Origin of the sequence: Mariniblastus fucicola, assembly GCF_008087665.1 — a bacterium.
Classification (GTDB): domain Bacteria; phylum Planctomycetota; class Planctomycetia; order Pirellulales; family Pirellulaceae; genus Mariniblastus; species Mariniblastus fucicola.
The window spans coordinates 4,795,122-4,812,040 of sequence record NZ_CP042912.1; the positions used below are offsets into that span (position 1 = coordinate 4,795,122).

The 16,919-nt window shown below is 54.2% G+C and carries 14 protein-coding genes; 8 read left to right on the forward strand and 6 right to left on the reverse strand.

Annotation, left to right across the window (positions count from 1 at the left end):
- Window positions 1-40: 40 nt before the first annotated feature.
- From MFFC18_RS17740 to MFFC18_RS17765, 6 genes are all read right to left on the reverse strand, one after another.
- Complete coding sequence (locus MFFC18_RS17740; protein WP_084416891.1) at window positions 41-1,567, reverse strand: Y4yA family PLP-dependent enzyme; 1,527 nt, start codon at window positions 1,565-1,567, stop codon at window positions 41-43.
- Window positions 1,564-3,294: an FAD/NAD(P)-binding protein gene (locus MFFC18_RS17745; protein ID WP_084416890.1), complete on the reverse strand. Its 1,731-nt coding sequence runs from the start codon at window positions 3,292-3,294 to the stop codon at window positions 1,564-1,566. Before MFFC18_RS17745 ends, MFFC18_RS17740 begins: the two co-directional genes overlap by 4 nt.
- Window positions 3,291-4,385 carry a 2,3-diaminopropionate biosynthesis protein SbnA gene (sbnA, locus tag MFFC18_RS17750; protein WP_084416889.1) on the reverse strand — a complete coding sequence of 365 codons (1,095 nt, stop codon included), beginning with the start codon at window positions 4,383-4,385 and terminating at the stop codon, window positions 3,291-3,293. The genes MFFC18_RS17745 and sbnA overlap by 4 nt, the downstream gene beginning before the upstream one ends.
- Window positions 4,382-6,220 carry an alpha-amylase family glycosyl hydrolase gene (locus MFFC18_RS17755; protein ID WP_075083019.1) on the reverse strand — a complete coding sequence of 613 codons (1,839 nt, stop codon included), beginning with the start codon at window positions 6,218-6,220 and terminating at the stop codon, window positions 4,382-4,384. Before MFFC18_RS17755 ends, sbnA begins: the two co-directional genes overlap by 4 nt.
- A gap of 356 nt (window positions 6,221-6,576) precedes the next feature.
- Window positions 6,577-7,185 (reverse strand): superoxide dismutase, encoded by a 609-nt coding sequence (locus tag MFFC18_RS17760; protein WP_075083017.1) that lies wholly within the window; start codon window positions 7,183-7,185, stop codon window positions 6,577-6,579.
- A gap of 214 nt (window positions 7,186-7,399) precedes the next feature.
- Window positions 7,400-8,827 (reverse strand): GGDEF domain-containing protein, encoded by a 1,428-nt coding sequence (locus MFFC18_RS17765; RefSeq protein WP_075083016.1) that lies wholly within the window; start codon window positions 8,825-8,827, stop codon window positions 7,400-7,402.
- 155 nt (window positions 8,828-8,982) lie between these two features.
- Between MFFC18_RS17765 and MFFC18_RS17770 the strand changes: the two genes are divergently transcribed.
- From MFFC18_RS17770 to MFFC18_RS17805, 8 genes are all read left to right on the forward strand, one after another.
- Window positions 8,983-9,849 (forward strand): fumarylacetoacetate hydrolase family protein, encoded by an 867-nt coding sequence (locus MFFC18_RS17770; RefSeq protein WP_075083015.1) that lies wholly within the window; start codon window positions 8,983-8,985, stop codon window positions 9,847-9,849.
- A gap of 192 nt (window positions 9,850-10,041) precedes the next feature.
- Entirely contained in the window at window positions 10,042-11,625 is a 1,584-nt protein-coding gene (locus MFFC18_RS17775) for a hypothetical protein (protein WP_148618962.1), read from the forward strand.
- 220 nt (window positions 11,626-11,845) lie between these two features.
- Complete coding sequence (gene rpmB, locus MFFC18_RS17780) at window positions 11,846-12,109, forward strand: 50S ribosomal protein L28 (RefSeq protein ID WP_075083013.1); 264 nt, start codon at window positions 11,846-11,848, stop codon at window positions 12,107-12,109.
- Between the two features lie 118 nt (window positions 12,110-12,227).
- The gene (gene gatC, locus MFFC18_RS17785; RefSeq protein ID WP_075083012.1) at window positions 12,228-12,515 is read left to right on the forward strand and encodes an Asp-tRNA(Asn)/Glu-tRNA(Gln) amidotransferase subunit GatC; all 288 of its coding nucleotides are present in this window, start codon (window positions 12,228-12,230) and stop codon (window positions 12,513-12,515) included.
- 11 nt (window positions 12,516-12,526) lie between these two features.
- Window positions 12,527-14,005, forward strand: coding sequence for an Asp-tRNA(Asn)/Glu-tRNA(Gln) amidotransferase subunit GatA (gatA, locus tag MFFC18_RS17790; RefSeq protein ID WP_075083011.1), 1,479 nt, complete (start codon window positions 12,527-12,529; stop codon window positions 14,003-14,005).
- Window positions 14,002-15,510, forward strand: a complete 1,509-nt coding sequence (gatB, locus tag MFFC18_RS17795) for an Asp-tRNA(Asn)/Glu-tRNA(Gln) amidotransferase subunit GatB (protein WP_075083010.1) — start codon at window positions 14,002-14,004, stop codon at window positions 15,508-15,510. The genes gatA and gatB overlap by 4 nt, the downstream gene beginning before the upstream one ends.
- 73 nt (window positions 15,511-15,583) lie before the next feature.
- Entirely contained in the window at window positions 15,584-15,907 is a 324-nt protein-coding gene (locus MFFC18_RS17800; protein WP_075083009.1) for an SAM hydroxide adenosyltransferase, read from the forward strand.
- Window positions 15,908-16,378: 471 nt separating this feature from the next.
- Window positions 16,379-16,831 (forward strand): hypothetical protein, encoded by a 453-nt coding sequence (locus tag MFFC18_RS17805; protein ID WP_075083101.1) that lies wholly within the window; start codon window positions 16,379-16,381, stop codon window positions 16,829-16,831.
- Window positions 16,832-16,919: the final 88 nt, after the last annotated feature.

A 16,919-nucleotide genomic window follows, 5' to 3' on the forward strand; every position in this document is an offset into this window, starting at 1 on the left:
AAAAGCCTCTGCTTCATTTCCCTGCTGGCACCTTCACCGGTTACTTCTCCGCGTGCTCTGAGTCAATTTCGTCCAATCGCCACGTCAGCGGTGAGTTATTCTCCGCAAGAACATTTTTCGCCAGCGGAAACTGATGCGATCGGCTCTCGAGAAAGTGCATGAAATACCCGGCAGTGTTCGGAATCGCAATCACATCGCCAGCCGCAATTCCATTCGGAAACCGAAGTTTCCTCAACGAGATCAATTCCGATTCGGTGCAATAGGCTCCAACCAAATACCCTTCAATCTGCGTCTGGTCGTCATTCTCTTGACCGCGAATCACGACCGGATCGACCAGATAGTCATCGCTACCTGTCCGACATTGAGTCCGATTCATCGCGACGCCGACGAAATGGTCGCCGGAGTGATGCTGCTTGACGAACTCGACTCGGGCGAGGGTCATGCCGCAACCGTCAAGCAAACTGCGGCCCGGTTCACAGCGCAGTTGCAAAGAACGATCACGCAACGCGTCCGCAATCGTTGGGACGTTTGGCTCAAGATCCGCTTTCTGCTCGGCGCATGCACTGTCATCCAAAACATGCTGCAGCCATTGGGCTCGAACTGGATTTTGCCAGTAGGGATAGGTGTTGCGTTTCCCATGTACTTCGCCGTCGACTGGTAAAAAGCCTAACCCGTGGTTGCGATACGTGAGCTCAGTCCGCTTGGATTGCAACGCGTCCCGATGCTCTCGCCAAAACCGATTCCACTGCTGTTCGCTTTCGAGGTAGCTCATCGGAAGTCCGCCGCCGATATCGACAAAACGAACATCGAGCCCCACCGATCGGAAATGGTCAACGAGCGGAAGGCACTGGCGAATTGCGGACACTCGCTGCTTGCTGCAGTAGCCGTCGAGATGAAAATGCAATCCGATCACGCGGACCTCTTTGCGATCGATGGATCGCAAGGTGCTGCTGGCGAGGTCTTGAACTTCATCCACATCAAACCCAAAACGTGAATGAAGTTTTTCGCCGTCATGAACAAATCCGCTGATACGAATAGCGATCTCTGCGGTCGCCTTCGACGCTGCAGCGATTTCTCGCACTCGTTGCAATTCGTCACGATTGTCGATTGCGATGGTGACCTGATTGGCGACGCAAAGTTCAACCAGAGCTTTCGTTTTGATCGCCGCGGTGCAAATGATGTCCGGACCAGGAACACCCCGATCAAGAGCCTGCCTACATTCCTGCTCGCTCGCCACATCGACTCCGCCACCCGCTTGATGGGCCGCATCAACGAATGCGAGGCATTTGTTGGACTTGCGGGCAAAGAAGACTTTGAAAGGCAAATCGCGCTCCGCAGCGACGGACTCAAGTTGCCGTAAATTTCTCACCAGAGGAGCCGTGGCGATGACATTCAATGGCGAGCCAAACTGTTCGATCGACTGTACAATCTCCGTTGGCGTATTCGACAACGCTTCCGTCATCCAGGACTCGAGTCGCGCACTTAGCGCAACAATTCCGCTGCAGTTCGCTCGCAATTTCGAAGTGCCTTCGCCAAGTTGATTCTCAGTTGCGGTCGCGAAACTCATTGCGTCATTTCTTTCTGTTTGATTTGCTCAACAATCGACTTTGCCCATCGATCGGGATGGCGGTGCAGTTTTCGGCTGAGCGTGTCATTGCCGAGCACACAGCCTTCGGTGATTCGTCCGAAAATCGCCAGGCCTTCAACGACAGTCCCGTCGTGGATCGCGTTTCCGTTGCGGTCAACGTGGATCCCACCACCGCTCTCGATTCGCTGAACGATTCTATCGGAAAGCAGCTTCGCGACAGGTCCGTTGGAACAGTTTTCCAACGGCGAAGGCAGAACCGCGTTGACGTGATGATCGATTTCGATGCGATTCTCGCCGGCGACCAACGCAGGTTTTGACTTTGCGGCACACTGCATCGACGCGGTGATGAAATTGAGGTCAAGGATACCTGCGCGGACTAACGCCAACATTTTCCCTTGATTTTCCGCGGGTGGTCCGAATGCGATTCGCTCCATCTCGATGCCGATCGTGTTGAAGACCGGCCAGGCTTCTGCGAGCAAACCTTCGTGGCTAACGCAACGGGCAATCGCGGGATAGAGGTTTCGCCAAGCCGCGCCGAGAGCCCACGCGATGTCCGGCATGATCTGCCCGGTGGAAACAGCGTACGACTGCTGCATCGCCGCGAGGGTTCCATAGGGCTGCATCGGCTGTCGGCACCAGTGGTCAAACCAGCCTTTAACTGATGAGGCTGAAATTGAGTTTCGTCCCGAGCAGAAATTGACCGCGGAAGAAGCGGCTTCAGTCACCGACTGCCAGACTTGATGGACCATTGCCGACGCCGTGACTGGTCTTGCCGTAACGTCGATTGCTGCGCGACCTCGCGCCCAGATTTCTTCCAGTTGCACTGGCTGAACAAAAATCGTTTCGTCCGGCTTGGACAGCATCGGACGACCGGATCGAGTATACGGCATGATCACGGCTGGCTCGTCGCCGCTGCGTTCGTATTCCCATCCCGCCTCGCCACGTTTGAATTGGCCTCCGCGACCTTCGGTCATCGCCAATACGGCATCAATCGAAGTCAATCCGAAACCTCGGATGGCGACCCTGGAGTTTGGCTGCACCGTCCTGGCATTCAAATTTTGGTTGACCGGAAAGACGGGAATGCTGTTCGTCGATTCGCCGCTTGATTCGGCAGATTCAGGCTCGCCTCCATGCCCGACGGTGATGACGACCTGATCCAACACGTACGTCTTGCCGCCGGCTCCGAGAATCCAATGACGATCTTCAGGCTCGATTGAATCGACACAGTCACGATGAAATTTGATCTCTGCAACACTACGGAGTTTGCTGATCACGCGTTGAAAGCAGTCGTGAAGATAGCGTCCAACATCTCGACGAGGCACAAAGTCATCGGGACCCGCCGGAGATTCGCCCTGCGTGTTGAGCCATTGCACCAGAGGCACGCGTTCCTGATCGTGGCTCTCACCGCGTGACCACGCGTCGATATGCTTCGCGGCAAAGTTCATCTTCAGGTACGCGGGTTGATTGGGAGTATAGACGTTGCCGGCACCGGGAAAGTCAGCAGGTTCGAAAATGAGAACTTCAACGGGTTGCGAAACTTCCGAGTTCACCAGTTCGTCGGCCAGCGATTGGAGACAATACAACCCACGCGGACCGCAGCCAACAATTCCGATACGAAGCGTTTCATTTGTTCGGCTGTTTCGGTTCACCGCGAGACTTTCGCTTCTGTCGCTTGAGACCAGAGATCGTTTAAGGGTCTGAATCATGGCTGAGCCTCTTGCTTTGCGGGTAATGCCGGGGAGTCTATTCGCTTCTCGAGCACGTCCGCACTGACGCCCAGAGATTCCTCAACCCAACCGTTGTTGTAGACTGTGTCGAGATAGCGAGTTCCTGAGTCGTGAAGAATCGCAGCACACTTTTTGCCCTGAAGTTGCAACTGAAGCGATCGTACGACTTCCAAAACTCCTCCTGCCGAACCTCCCACTAGCACCGCCTCCCGTTCCGCCGCTCGACGGCAACCGACAACGCAATCCAGATCCGAAACCCGGACGACGTCGTCGAAACTTTGCTCGCGTGCGAGAGCAGGCTCATGTCCGGCGCCCAGTCCCGGGATCAGCCGCTTGCCTGGCGAACCGCCGAACAGCACGCTGCCGTTGGCGTCCACCGCGACGACTTTCGTTTCACGCCCCATTTGTCGCAAATAGTCGCGGCATCCTTGAGCCGTGCCTGTGCTACTGGTCGCGACAAACAGATAGTCGATGTCTCCTTCAAGCGCCTGATCGATTTCCCGAATCGTGCCGGTTTGATGAGAGATCGGATTCTGGCGGTTCGCATACTGGTTAGGCCAATAGCTGCCTGAAATCTGCTCCAACAGTTCGTTGACTCGTTTGAGTCGAGCACCAAGAAAGCTGCCATCGACTGGTTCGGTGACTCGAACCACGTTCGCGCCGTAGGCCTTCATGATGGCGACGTTTTGCGATTGAGCGTTTGGATCGACGACGCAAATAAAGTTCAAACCGTGAAAGCGGCAGGCTTGCGATAGTCCGATCCCCATGTTCCCGGAAGACGACTCGATGACGGTGTCGCCCTTTCTCAGTCGGCCAGTCTTCATCGCATGAGTCAGCATTCGCAGGGCAGGGCGATCTTTGGCACTGCCTCCGGGATTTGACGACTCCAGTTTTGCGTACAGCTCAACGGAGTCCTCGTCGAGATAGCGGCGGAATCGGACCAGCGGTGTGCCGCCAACGCAATCAAGAATCCCATCGGCGGGTCGAAGCTGCCTGGCTTGTCCCGCGCGACTCGCATGGCGGTATCCCGTTGCCCGCGAGTCTATCCTGTTTGCTTCTGTCGTAATCATTCCTGCTCTCCTGTTTGTGAATCGTTTGCATCCGAATCGCCTGGTTCTTTCGACAGAATCAGGATTGCATAGGGTCCGAACGACAGGGTTCCGTTGGCTGGATACCCGTCTCGTCCGACTGCTTCGACGACGACATCGGAAACCGGGTGGTCACAGAAGTCATCGCTGTACCCGGTCCAGTCCGAGTTGAGTCTCAACCGCCACGTTCCTTCGGAAGGAAACCCGATCTGGTAGTGATCCCAGGACCGGTCAGCAAAGTTGACCAGCACAACTACGTCATCACCTGCGCCGCCATCACACCAACGATGAAAGGCCACGACTTTGTCGCCGTCGTTGACGTGGTGAACGTTGATGTGTTGGCCGACAAGTCCGCGAGAGATTCCGTTTTCGTTCAGCCGCAGAGAAATGAGATCTCGATACAATCGCGTGATGCCACGGAACTGTTCGGCGCGATCCCAGTCGAGCGGATCGGCGTCGTCGAAATGCAGGTCTTCGACGAACTCCTGGCCCTGCATCAACATCGGAATTCCCGGTGCGGTCAACGCCAGTGCCGCCGCGACGGTGGAGAGCTTTTGTGCGTGGTAGCTGTCGGCTTCGCCAGGAGTGATTTCTTCTGGCACTCGCGATTTACCGTTGGCGATTTCGTCGTGCGATTCGCTGTAGATCACTCGCTGGAAGGCGTCATCGTTATAGCGAAACTGCAGCGCGTCGCGGATTTTGTGCATATCGCGATAGTCATCTTCGACTTGTTGCACGACATCGCGAACGGGATGAACAAAGTGAGCATCCCACTGAGTCGAGAATCCGGCACCGCCACTCGAAAGCGTTTGCGTCAGGTAAGGGTCTCCCTGCAAGTCTTCTGCGACCAGCAGTTTGCCCGGAAACGCGTTGGCGACTTCGCCATTGATCCACTGCATCAGGCTCCAGCCTTCGGGAATATCAGAAGCATCGATTCCGTTGACTTTTCGAATGTAGGCCGTCATATCGTAGCGTAACCCGTCGACGCGGTACTCGTTGAGCCACATCATCGCGTTGTCGAAAATGAACTGACGAACTTCTCCGCGGCCATAGTCCGGACGCGTTTCGCCCCAGGGCGTCGTGCTACGCCAGTCGTTGTAAAAGTAGATTCCTCCGCCGCCGTTTTCGCTCCAACCGTCGAACTGCCAGAGGTCGAGATCGCTGGGCCCGAAGTGGTTGTAGACGACGTCCATGATCACGGCCAGGCCTTCTGCATGAGCCGCTTTGACGAATCGCTTCAAAGCATCCGGACCGCCATAGGCCTGTTCGATGGCAAAGATGTGCGCCGGGTTGTATCCCCACGACCAATCGCCTGCGAACTCGGCGACGGGCATGATTTCAATCGCATTGACGCCCAGTTTTTTTAAATGCCCAAGCCGCTTGATCGCGTCCGCAAAATCGCCAGGCTGATCCGGATCGGTTCGGTTGAAGGTGCCGATGTGCATCTCGTAGATGACCAGCTCGTTGTGGTTCGGCATTTTGAAGTCGTCGTCTGCCCAGTCAAATTCCGGATCATGAACGACGGCATTGCCGACAGAGTTGGTGACTTCTCTCGCGTAAGGATCAATCCGTTCAAACGTTTGATCTCCGTTGCAGATTTGAAACTTGTATTCGTCGCCGGCTTTCGCGTTCTTGACTTCGGTAAACCAGCAACCTTTTTCGTCGCGTTGCATTTCGCTGGCGTCAGCAGACCAGTCATTGAAACTGCCAACAACGCTGACTCGATCCGCATGCGGTGCCCAAACACGAAACGACACTGCGTCTTCCAACAGAACGGCCCCCATCCCGGTGGCCGCGACACGTTCCATAACTTCCATTGTTCATTTCCAGCTGGCTTGGGTGATCTCCGTTCGAAGTGAACAGAGCTACGTGCGGAAATGCAAAGTCTGTGCCGGAGGAAAACAATTGCGACGGGGTTTGAAAAACCAGCGTCAAACCGCGATGGCCCAGCAAACCAGCGGATTTAATTTTTGGCCAAGCGGCTGGACTGGTGGCGACCAGCGCGGTCGCGGATATTCCAAAATTGCAGCTTCAAAGACTGATTTTGGATAAGCAAGGCGCATAAAAAAGGGCCGACAATGCCGACCCAAATCGATTTAGTGTCCAACGTCCTTGCGATCGCCAAGCCATACAACAAAAGGCGATTCGACAAGCCATTCGACGGATAGCTGCTCTACGCTTTTGCTGCGGCAAAACGCTCGGCAACTGCATCCCAATTGATCACGTTGAAGAACGCCTGAACATAGTCCGGACGGCGGTTCTGATAGTTCAGGTAGTAGGCATGTTCCCAAACATCACAGCCCAGAATCGGCGTGTGACCATTCATCAGAGGATTGTCCTGATTCGGAGTGCTTTCGACGTGAAGCTTGCTACCGTCATAGCACAACCACGCCCAGCCGCTGCCGAAACGGGTTCCGGCCGCGTTGGAAAATTCTTCTTTGAACTTGTCGAAACTGCCGAATGCTTCATCGATCGCAGCGGCAAGATCGCCAGTCGGAGCACCGCCACCGTTGGGACTCATCACGGACCAGAAAAGTGTGTGGTTCGCGTGGCCGCCACCGTTGTTTCGGACGGCGCCGCGTTTGTCTTCTGGAACCGCGTCAAGATTTGAGATCACTTCTTCGATCGGCTTGTCAGCCAAATCGGTGCCCTCAAGAGCCGCATTCACTTTGGTGACGTAGCCGTTGTGGTGTTTGGTGTGGTGAATCTCCATCGTGCGAGCGTCAATGTGTGGCTCAAGCGCGTTGTAGTCGTATCCGAGTTCTGGAAGAGAGTATCCCATTGGATTTCCTGTGAGTAGTCAATCGATATTAATAGCCGAAAAGACAAGACCGCATTTCGGGCTTCTGTCTAACTCAAAAGGATATCGCATCAGGCGGGATGCTGGAAGTCAGTGGATGGCCGAATCAGAAAGGCTGGTGCTTTGCAGGACTTTCGCGAGCGTCGGCACTTATGGCAAACGTGGACGCTCCGCAAAATCAGGAATCGGCCCTGAACTAGCGGCCTGGCGTAGCGGAACCGGCAGAATCAACGCGTATTTTGTTCGACTCGTCATTCAGCATTAGATAGTGGCGAATCTCCGCCAACAGTGTCGGGGCCAGCTCTTTGCAATTGGTCGCAAACCAACTTCGTTTCGCTTCCCGAATCACGATCTTGATATAGCTCTTCATTCGAGTCCCACCGGTTTCAATCGCTGACTCCTTCTCGCAGAACTCGAACGAGACGCGAAATCGACCTCGTTGGCTATAGTCTTTTCGGTTCTCGATCTCGACTTCAACAGACGCGAAATCTGATTGGACGTGGCGAATTTCCGCATCGAACTCCATGATGAAGCCGCGAAGTTTTTCCACCAGAACCGAAATCGGCGTCTGGGTTACGAACTCTTCCGAAAGCAGCGTCCGCTTGCCTTCCGGTTTCCAGGTGACTCCAGAAAGCGATTTGCCTTTGACGGACTTCATCGCTTCGCCCTGCGGAGTTGCCACTGCGACGACGCGGTTTCGCCCCATCTCTTTGGCTTTCAACAACGCTGAATCAGCACGCACGAAAAAGTCAGTCGCCGAATCGCTACCACGAAGTTGGGTCACGCCAAAACTGGCGGTGATGCATTTCCCGTCCAGCATCGGTTGAGCGGTCTTCTCCAGTGACATGCGAATCTGTTCGGCCCGGTCGATCGCCGAGTCAACGTCGCATTGAGCACACAGGATGACAAATTCTTCACCGCCGTATCGGCACACAAGGTCCTGTGCGCGAACGTGTTCCTGCAACTGATTGGCGAACGCAACCAGAGCAAGGTCACCGATGTGATGATTAAAGTTGTCGTTAATTGATTTGAAAAAGTCGATATCGCAGATGATGATGCTGGCGTTGAAGTCGTTGGCTTTTTTACAGCTAACGATCGTCTCCGACAGAACTCGCTCAAACTCGGCGCGGTTGGCGACCTGAGTCAGCGGATCAAGAACCGATGTTTCGTAGAGGTCTTTCAGTTGTCGCTGCAAATCCAGCTGGACGGATGAATCGTAGATCAGAATCACAGCACCAAGTACGATGTTGTCATCGATGACCGGTGTGACCGTCAGTTCAACTTTGACTTCGCGGCCACTAGGGCCGATGATGCGATAGTCGCCGGTGCGAATTTTTCCGCTTTGTAGCGATGCTGCGACAGGACAATCGTCGGCGGAGATTGGTTCACCTCGCGAGCTATGCAGGCTCAGCAGTGAAGGGCGAATTGTTTGCCCTACGGCCTGAGCCGAATCGCGTCCGGTGATACTTTCGACGGCCTGACTCCACGCGCCAACGTTGTATTCGCGGTCAACAAAAATGACACCCTCTCGAAGGTACCAAAACAGCGTACTCAGATAGGGGAACAGAACTTTGTTCGTGTCCTCTGGCATCACTGCGTTCTGATTGTCATGATTGTTTGTCACGATGATCTGATATGCGAATTGTCGTAGAAACTGTCTTCAATGAGCGTAAACCTAGGTTGCTGCTTGGTTACATCCTGAATTCAGTATCAAATTCCGCTTTAAAAGTGCTTAGATGTCCAATAACCCTGGCCATTTGCCGGCAGGTTGCAACAGTCATGCGAATCGTATCAATCAAAACTCAAACCAACTCGCACATCGCGGTAGAACTGGACGCCGGTTTTGCCAAACTGGATTTTGAAAATATTCCGCCTGTCCATTCATTTCCGGATTCGACCATCGAGCTGATCCGAGACTGGGACTCGTTGAAACCCCGGGTTGCTTTGTCCGATACCGACAGCCTGATCGCAAAGTCGGAAGTGCAACTCAGGGCTCCGATCGCGAATCCGGGCAAGATCATCTGCATCGGCAAGAACTACGCAAAACATGCTCAGGAAATGGGTTCGGATCCCCCTTCGATTCCTGTCGTTTTCAGCAAGTTTAATTCTGCAATCGCGGCCCCGGGGGCGGAAATTGTGCTGCCGAAGATCAGCCAGAAAGTTGACTTCGAGGCGGAACTGGTCGTTGTCATCGGCAAAGCCGGCCGTTTCATTGACCGCGCCGACGCGATGAGTCACGTTTTCGGCTATTGCTGCGGCAACGATATCTCGGCACGGGACTGGCAAAAAGAAAAGCCCGGTGGCCAATGGTTGCTCGGCAAAACGTTCGACAGTTTTGCTCCGCTGGGACCTTGCATCGTCACCGCCGACTCGATTCCCGATCCGCATCAGCTGGAAATTTCGTTGCGGCTGAACGGAGAAACAATGCAGCACTCAAACACCAGCCATCTGATCTTTCCAATCGATTTCCTGATCGCACATCTCTCCCAGTTCGTCACACTCGAACCGGGCGACCTGATTTTCACTGGCACGCCGTCAGGAGTTGGGGCGGGGAGAAACCCGGCTATGTTTTTGAAACCCGGCGATCGGCTGGAGGTAGAGATTGAAGGAATTGGGACGCTGTCCAATCAGGTCGTTGATTGCTAGCGATCCCAATTGCCGTCAGAAAACGGGTAACGAGTCTCTGTTGCAATCGCTCAATTCTGCCCCCTGCGAATGCCGAAAAACATTCTGGGACTACCTACCAAAGCGGGCGAGCAATCACCGCCCGATCCCTTCATCGCCACCGGCCGTTTCGGCCAATCCGCTCAATCGCCATTGTTTGGGAGACAGTTTTTTATGGTCACTCGTCGCACGGATGCTCGACGAAGACGTGTGCTCAGTGAGGAGTTTGTTCCCACCGACGAGAGCGCTGTCGCGGACGACAACAGGCCAATGCAAGCTTATTCGTTCGGCGCCAACCGAAGGAACCAGCCCAAAACGACGGACTTAATCCCCAAGCGGTCTCTCGCGATCACCCTTTTCTTTTTACTGCTGGCTTCAATCGTCGGGCTGCTAAATTCGCTGGCGTGGTACGCGAAACCGTTGGAACAGGTAGTCGGCGAAGCAGGCTCAAAGGCGTTTGCGCTTTCAGGCGATGGCACGCTGGCAAATTGGGTCTGCAGCATCAGCCTGTTGCTTTGTTCCGGAATTTGCCTGCAGCTGTTCCTGCTGCGAAAGCACAAACGCGACGACTACGGCGGCATGTATCGAGTTTGGATTCTAATGGCCGCGATGTTCCTTTTCGCCAGCCTCGATTGTGCGATCGACCTGCGCAGCATCGTTGCCAAGCTATTCGAATTCCTGACGCACCGTTCGCTGGTTCAGACGCCGTGGCTGATGATGGCCATCGAGTTGATCGTGCTGGCGTTGATCGTGATTCGGATGCTGTTCGAAGTCCGCGCTTCCAAATTTTCGCTTGCCGCAGTTCTGACAGTTTGGATCGGTTTCGTCGGCTGCATCGCATTGAGAAACGTCGCTGTTCCCGAAAGCCTGACGTGGGTCGACCAAAAGACGGCTTACGGAAATTGTATTCTGCTGGGCTGCGTCGGATCATTTGCAGCCCTAACGGTTTACGCGCGATTCGTTTTCCTTCACGCACACGGACTTATACAGCTCAAGATCAAAGAGCAAGCACCGGTTGTGGATGAGGAACAGGCCGCCGACCAGCCGCCTGCGAGGTTGGCAACGACCATTTCCAAAGTGGAAACCAAGATTGAATCGGAAACAGAAATTGAAACAGAAACTGAAATCGCACCTTTAAGCTGGTCACAAAAGAGAGCTGCCAGGACGGCTGCGAAGGCCGAAGCGAAGGCCGTTGCCAGAGCCGAGAAACAGGCTGCGGCGGAGGCAAGGGCTGCGGCCAAAGCTGAGGCTAAGGCGGCCAAGGCAGAAGCCAAAGCTGACGCTAAGGCGGCCGCGGATGCCAAAGCTGCTGAGGCGAAAGCCGCCAAGGCTGCTGAGGTGAAAGCAAAAGCTGAGGCCGCTGCCAAGGCTCGGGCTGAGCAGTCGGTTGCTGAGGCAAAATCAAAGTCAAAATCAAATGCTCCGGCTCCACCGCCTTCGAAACAGAAACTGAAGAAGAAACCGAAGCCTGCGGCCGCGAAACCGTCGACGCAGCAAACTCATTCGGTGAAAACGGCGCCAAAGACGGTCGTCCAACCGCATGTCGTCAGCCCGCAACCCAAACCAGCCGTTTCGAAGAAATCAAAGCTGAAGAAAGCGGCTGCGGCTGCTCCAGCTTCCACAACTTCTGTCGATACGGCATCGTCCGAGCTTGAAAGTCAGCTGGCAGAGATCGAATCGAGCTCGATGAGCAAATCTGAGCGTCGTCGGCAGCGAAAGTTGGCCAAGCGAGCGGCTCGGGCGAAAAAGGCGGCCTAAGCGACTGGAAAAGTGTCATTTGGCCCAAGCTTTCGGTCTTCGATTGCCGAAAACGCCGTTTACAACCACGGTTTGCCGACCTTAAGGCAGATTGTCACCGCAGTTGGGATACTTCGAGTTGACCCCGGTTTTTTGCGGTTGCGGGCGGTCTTTGAACGGCTATAATTCCGCGTCTCGATTTTAACAACTACAAAGATTTTATTTCATATTTGGATTCATCATGGCTCGCGTTTGTGAAGTTTGTGGCAAGGGCCCTCAAATGGGAAACCGAATTGAGACTCGCGGTAAAGCGAAGTATCTCGGTGGTGTCGGTACAAAGATTACTGGCAAAACTCGCCGTCAATTCCGTCCCAACCTGCAACGCGTCCGCGTGGCTCAGGCAGACGGCACCAACAAGCGTGTGAAAGTTTGCACTGGCTGTATCCGCAGCGGTTTCATCAAGAAAGCCGTCCGCAACAAGCCGTTCTCGCTTCCCAAGGCTTAGGTTGCCGGTCGTCGCTACGACAACCAACCAAATTGTATTAGAATCCGGGCCTTGTGTCCGGATTTTTTTGTGGCTCAACTTTGCCACCTTTCACTCTGCTGCTTTCTCCAGGAACACGATGCCTGATTCGAAGACCTCAGCGCAAAAGATCGCGTCGCTTGCCCGTATCGAATTGAATGACGAAGAGTCTGCCAAAGTGCAAACTGAATTCGATTCGATTTTGAACTATATCCATCAGCTCGATCAGGTCGAAATCCCTGACGGCACCGAGCCGTTCTTTGGAGCCACCGAATCGACCAATGCCGTTCGCCGGGATATCGTCGTGCCCAGCACCGATCGCGAGATCATTCTGCAAAATGCACCTGATTCTGATGGTGAGTTTTACCGCGTTCCACCCGTTTTCTAGTTTGTCATTCCATGTCAGTTCTCGACAACTCCATCGAACAACTCGTGCAGCAAGTCTCCGCCGGCGAAGTAACCGCTTCGCAGTGCGTCGACGAATCGATCAGCCAACTTAAAGCTCAAAACCCGACGCTCAACGCCTTCGTTAGCGATTGCGAAGAAGCCGCTCGGGCTGAAGCCGCCGCGATGGACGCGAAAATCGCTGCCGGTGAAAACGTCGGACCACTCGCCGGGGTTCCGATCGCAATCAAGGACGGCATCTGCACCAAAGGGCAGCGGACAACAGCCGGCTCGAAGATGCTGGAGAATTTTGTGCCGCCTTACGATGCCACGATCGTCCAACGGCTTCGCGCGGCCGGAGCAATCTGCATCGGAAAAGCCAACCTCGACGAGTTCGCAATGGGCAGCTCGACTGAGAATTCTTTCTTCGGCGTCACGAAAAATCCCTGGTCAGCCGACTGCGTCGCGGGCGGATCCAGCGGTGGATCAGCAGCAGCAGTCGCCGCCGGAATTTCGCCTGCTTCGATTGGATCCGACACCGGCGGTTCGATTCGACAACCGGCTTCGTTTTGCGGCATCACGGGCGTCAAACCGACTTACGGCCGCGTCAGTCGATATGGCTTGATCGCGTTCGCAAGTTCGCTGGACCAGATCGGCCCGATGGCTCGAAGTGCAAAGGACTGTGCGATTCTGATGAACGTGCTTTCCGGGCACGACGCAAAAGACTCCACATCGGCGCGAAACGATGTCCCTGACTTTGTCGCTGATTGCGACCAGAACTTGAAAGGCCTGCGGATTGGAATCTGCAAACAGTATTTTGAGAACGAACCCGACGGAAGCGGGCTCAACGAGAACGTTCGCTCCGGTGTGATGGCTGCGATCGAGCAGCTCAAGGAACTGGGAGCCGAAACTGTTGAGATCGATTTGCCACACACCAGGTACGCGGTCCCGACTTACTATGTGGTCGCTCCCTGCGAAGCGTCCAGCAATCTGTCTCGATTCGACGGTGTGCGCTACACATCACGGGAACAAGCCAAAGACCTGATCGGGATGTATTCGAAGACTCGAAAAGTAAACTTTGGCGACGAAGTCATACGCCGAATTCTGCTGGGAACATATTCGCTTTCGTCGGGCTACGATCACGAGTTGTACAAGAAAGCTTCCCAGGTCCGTCGACTGATCAAAAACGATTACGATGCTGCGTTCGAAAAAGTTGACTTGATCGCGGGGCCGACCGTTCCGACGACGGCTTTCAAAATCGGCGAACACGCCAAAGACCCGTTGGCGATGTATCTGGCCGACGTCTTTACCGCGTCGGCGAACCTTGCCGGAGTGCCTGGCATTTCGTTGCCCTGCGGTTTTTCAGCCGACGACGGTTTGCCGATCGGACTGCAACTCCAAGCCAACATGTTTGGCGAATCGACTCTGTTCCGCGCCGCTCACCAATATCAAACTCAAACCGATTGGCACCTTAAAAGGCCGCAATCATCATGACGACCATCGATCGTGAGGGACTCAAGTTCAGCGATGCAAAACTGATCATTGGCCTTGAAGTTCACGTGCAACTTAAAACGGAATCGAAGCTGTTCTGCGGATGCTCCACGCAATTCGGCTCGAATCCGAACACGCAAACCTGCCCGGTCTGCACCGGGATGCCGGGAACACTTCCGGTGCTTAACGAAAAAGCGCTCGCATTGTCGATCAAAACAGGCCTCGCGCTCAATTGTGAAATCGCTCGCTATACAAAATGGGATCGCAAGAACTACTTCTATCCTGATTTGCCCAAAGGCTATCAAATCAGCCAGTTCGACAAACCGGTATGCGGTGAAGGTTTCGTCGAAGTAAAAATTCCCAAAAGTGATGAACCGGCCAGAAAGATTCGACTCGAGCGAGCTCATCTTGAAGAGGACGCTGGCAAGAGCGTGCATGACGAATCGGGCAAAGGCGGAGTTTCGAAAATCGACCTCAACCGAACCGGCACGCCGCTGTTGGAGATCGTGACCAAGCCCGACATTCGCAGTGCTGAAGAAGCAAAAGCGTTCCTGACGGAGTTGAAGCTTATCCTGGGCTATGTAGACGTTTCCGATTGCAACATGCAAGAAGGAAGTCTTCGCTGCGACGCGAATGTAAACTTGCATTTCACGGACGGCGAAGAAGCAGTTGCCACTCCGATCGTGGAGATCAAAAACCTGAACAGCTTTCGCGCTGCGGAACGGGCGATCACGCATGAAGCGCGACGACAGTTCAAAGAGTTTCGCGAAACGGGAGAAACGATCGACGACGCGCCGAAGCAGACTCGCGGCTGGGATGACAGTGCTCAGAAAACGACGCCGCAGCGGGAGAAAGAGCTTTCTGCTGACTATCGATACTTTCCCGATCCCGACCTGATCGCGGTGGTGATTTCGGAACAGGAGATCGAAGACGCGAAGAGTTCGCTCGGCGATCTGCCGGCAGCTTTGAGGGAAACGCTTCAATCCGAATACGGCTTGAACGACTATGACTCGGACGTGATCGTCAGCGCGGGTCGCGAGATGGTGGATTACTTTCGCGCCGTTGCCGATGGCTCCGGCAAACCTGGCAAACCCAATGGAAAGATGGCCAGCAACTGGGTTGGCCAGGAAGTGATGCGCTATCTAAATGAGAACGCCGCGACGATCGAAGCGTATCCGGTTGCGGCCGATGCGATGGCTGAATTACTGGCCCGCGTTACCGCTGGTGAAGTCGATCAGACCCGTGGCAAAGAAGTGCTGGCAGAGATGCTTGCGTCCGGTTGTGATGTCCAGGAGGCCTTCGATAAATTGGGCATTGTGAAGGTGGATTCGAGCGATTTGGACGCGCTTTGCCAGCAGTTGATCGAGGAAAATCCGGCTGTGATTGAGGAAATCAAAGGCGGGAAGGTGAAAGCCGTCGGCTCGCTGATCGGGAAAGCCCGGAAAATCAATCCGAATGTGAATCCCGGCGTTTTGAGAGAATCCATTTTGAAAATAATTGGCCTTTGAGATTCGCTGTCGATTTTGAATAATCCGCCAAATCGTCCAAGGATGGGCCCAAACGGAACTGGTGGAGGAAATCATGGCCAAGCGAAAATCTGAGCAGGGATCGACTGCGCTTTCAAATCGCATCGACGGAACCGTTGCCTCGTGTGACTCTGCTGGCAATCTAATCACGGACATCGCCAACGATTCGGTTGCCGGTCTGGTTGGCGACGAAAACATCTCGGTAAAGTTTGGCGATCACGAAACGTTTGGCATCTTCCCAACCAACCACGGCGAACCAGACGCGACGCTGGTTGCAAGTCTCGGAGAGTCCGGGTTTGTTCAAATCGAAATCGTTGGGATCAGCTTGAGCGAGATGCTGGGCATCAAATCTGGTGTCAAAGTGGCCGTTGCCTGGTAGAACCTGGTTCTCTTTTTCATCCGGCTGGTTCTGTTTTCCGATTCTACGGATTGCAAGCAAAACTTGTCAGCCTGTACGCTTACGTCGTTATGCGCAAAGTGGTTCAGTTGAGCCAAAAATTCTGACAGAGAAATATTTCTCACAAAAAACTAACGTCAACCAATTTGACAAGTCGATGATGGTTGTGGATCGGGAACCCCGAACCAAGCGCCGCAAGGGCGGGACACGGACCGTCTCGCATCAGGATAAAGTCATGGCATGACGATGGAGCGACATGCCATGACTTTTTTGTGCGCTCATTTCTTCTGCCTTGCTGGCAAGTCCAACAACACGCGGCCTGGACCTTGACGCGCTGATCGATTCGTGAAGCCCAAAAAAGACGCGTTGCGGAGTCTGCTTTTGGCTATATTGGCAACTCTCGAAACTTCCACTTCGACCGCCCGTCTCAGCCAACTGGAATATGGAACTGTAATGTCAGAAAGCAATCAAACTTCAAATCACACTACGCCCGTATCACTATGGTTCTGGGTCATTGGTGCGATCGCGTTGCTGTGGAATCTGATGGGATTGATGGCCTTTGCAGTTCAAATGGCGATGACCGACGAGACGATTGCCAAGCTTCCAGAAGCTCAACAGGAGATCTACAGAAACATGCCCAGTTGGGTAATCGTCTGTTTCGCCTTCGCGGTATGTTTTGGCGTCCTGGGATGCGTGCTCCTGTTATTGCGCAACAAGCTGGCCATTCCTGCCTTGATACTCTCCCTGATCGGAGTTCTGGGGCAGTACGGATACATGTTCTTTATATCCAACACGGCAGAAGTCATGGGTGCCGGAGCGATGGTGCTTCCGGCGATTGTTGTTCTAATTTCGATCGCTCTGGTGCCTTACGCGATCTCTTGCAAACAAAAGGGCAAACTAAAATAGTGCTGCTCAATCAAGGTGCGGACCCGGTTCTAACGTCTCCATGACTGAACGGCGGGCGTGCCAAAACAGAGAAGCCTGGACCAGCGCT

Bases quoted from the DNA above. Each gene is read 5' to 3' on its own strand.
- gatC (WP_075083012.1), top strand. From the start codon at position 12,228: ATGCCTGATTCGAAGACCTCAGCGCAAAAGATCGCGTCGCTTGCCCGT.
- MFFC18_RS17740 (WP_084416891.1), bottom strand. From the start codon at position 1,567: ATGAGTTTCGCGACCGCAACTGAGAATCAACTTGGCGAAGGCACTTCG.
- MFFC18_RS17775 (WP_148618962.1), top strand. From the start codon at position 10,042: ATGGTCACTCGTCGCACGGATGCTCGACGAAGACGTGTGCTCAGTGAG.
- MFFC18_RS17800 (WP_075083009.1), top strand. From the start codon at position 15,584: ATGGCCAAGCGAAAATCTGAGCAGGGATCGACTGCGCTTTCAAATCGC.
- MFFC18_RS17745 (WP_084416890.1), bottom strand. From the start codon at position 3,294: ATGATTCAGACCCTTAAACGATCTCTGGTCTCAAGCGACAGAAGCGAA.
- gatA (WP_075083011.1), top strand. From the start codon at position 12,527: ATGTCAGTTCTCGACAACTCCATCGAACAACTCGTGCAGCAAGTCTCC.
- gatB (WP_075083010.1), top strand. From the start codon at position 14,002: ATGACGACCATCGATCGTGAGGGACTCAAGTTCAGCGATGCAAAACTG.
- MFFC18_RS17755 (WP_075083019.1), bottom strand. From the start codon at position 6,220: ATGGAAGTTATGGAACGTGTCGCGGCCACCGGGATGGGGGCCGTTCTG.
- MFFC18_RS17770 (WP_075083015.1), top strand. From the start codon at position 8,983: ATGCGAATCGTATCAATCAAAACTCAAACCAACTCGCACATCGCGGTA.
- rpmB (WP_075083013.1), top strand. From the start codon at position 11,846: ATGGCTCGCGTTTGTGAAGTTTGTGGCAAGGGCCCTCAAATGGGAAAC.
- MFFC18_RS17760 (WP_075083017.1), bottom strand. From the start codon at position 7,185: ATGGGATACTCTCTTCCAGAACTCGGATACGACTACAACGCGCTTGAG.
- sbnA (WP_084416889.1), bottom strand. From the start codon at position 4,385: ATGATTACGACAGAAGCAAACAGGATAGACTCGCGGGCAACGGGATAC.
- MFFC18_RS17805 (WP_075083101.1), top strand. From the start codon at position 16,379: ATGTCAGAAAGCAATCAAACTTCAAATCACACTACGCCCGTATCACTA.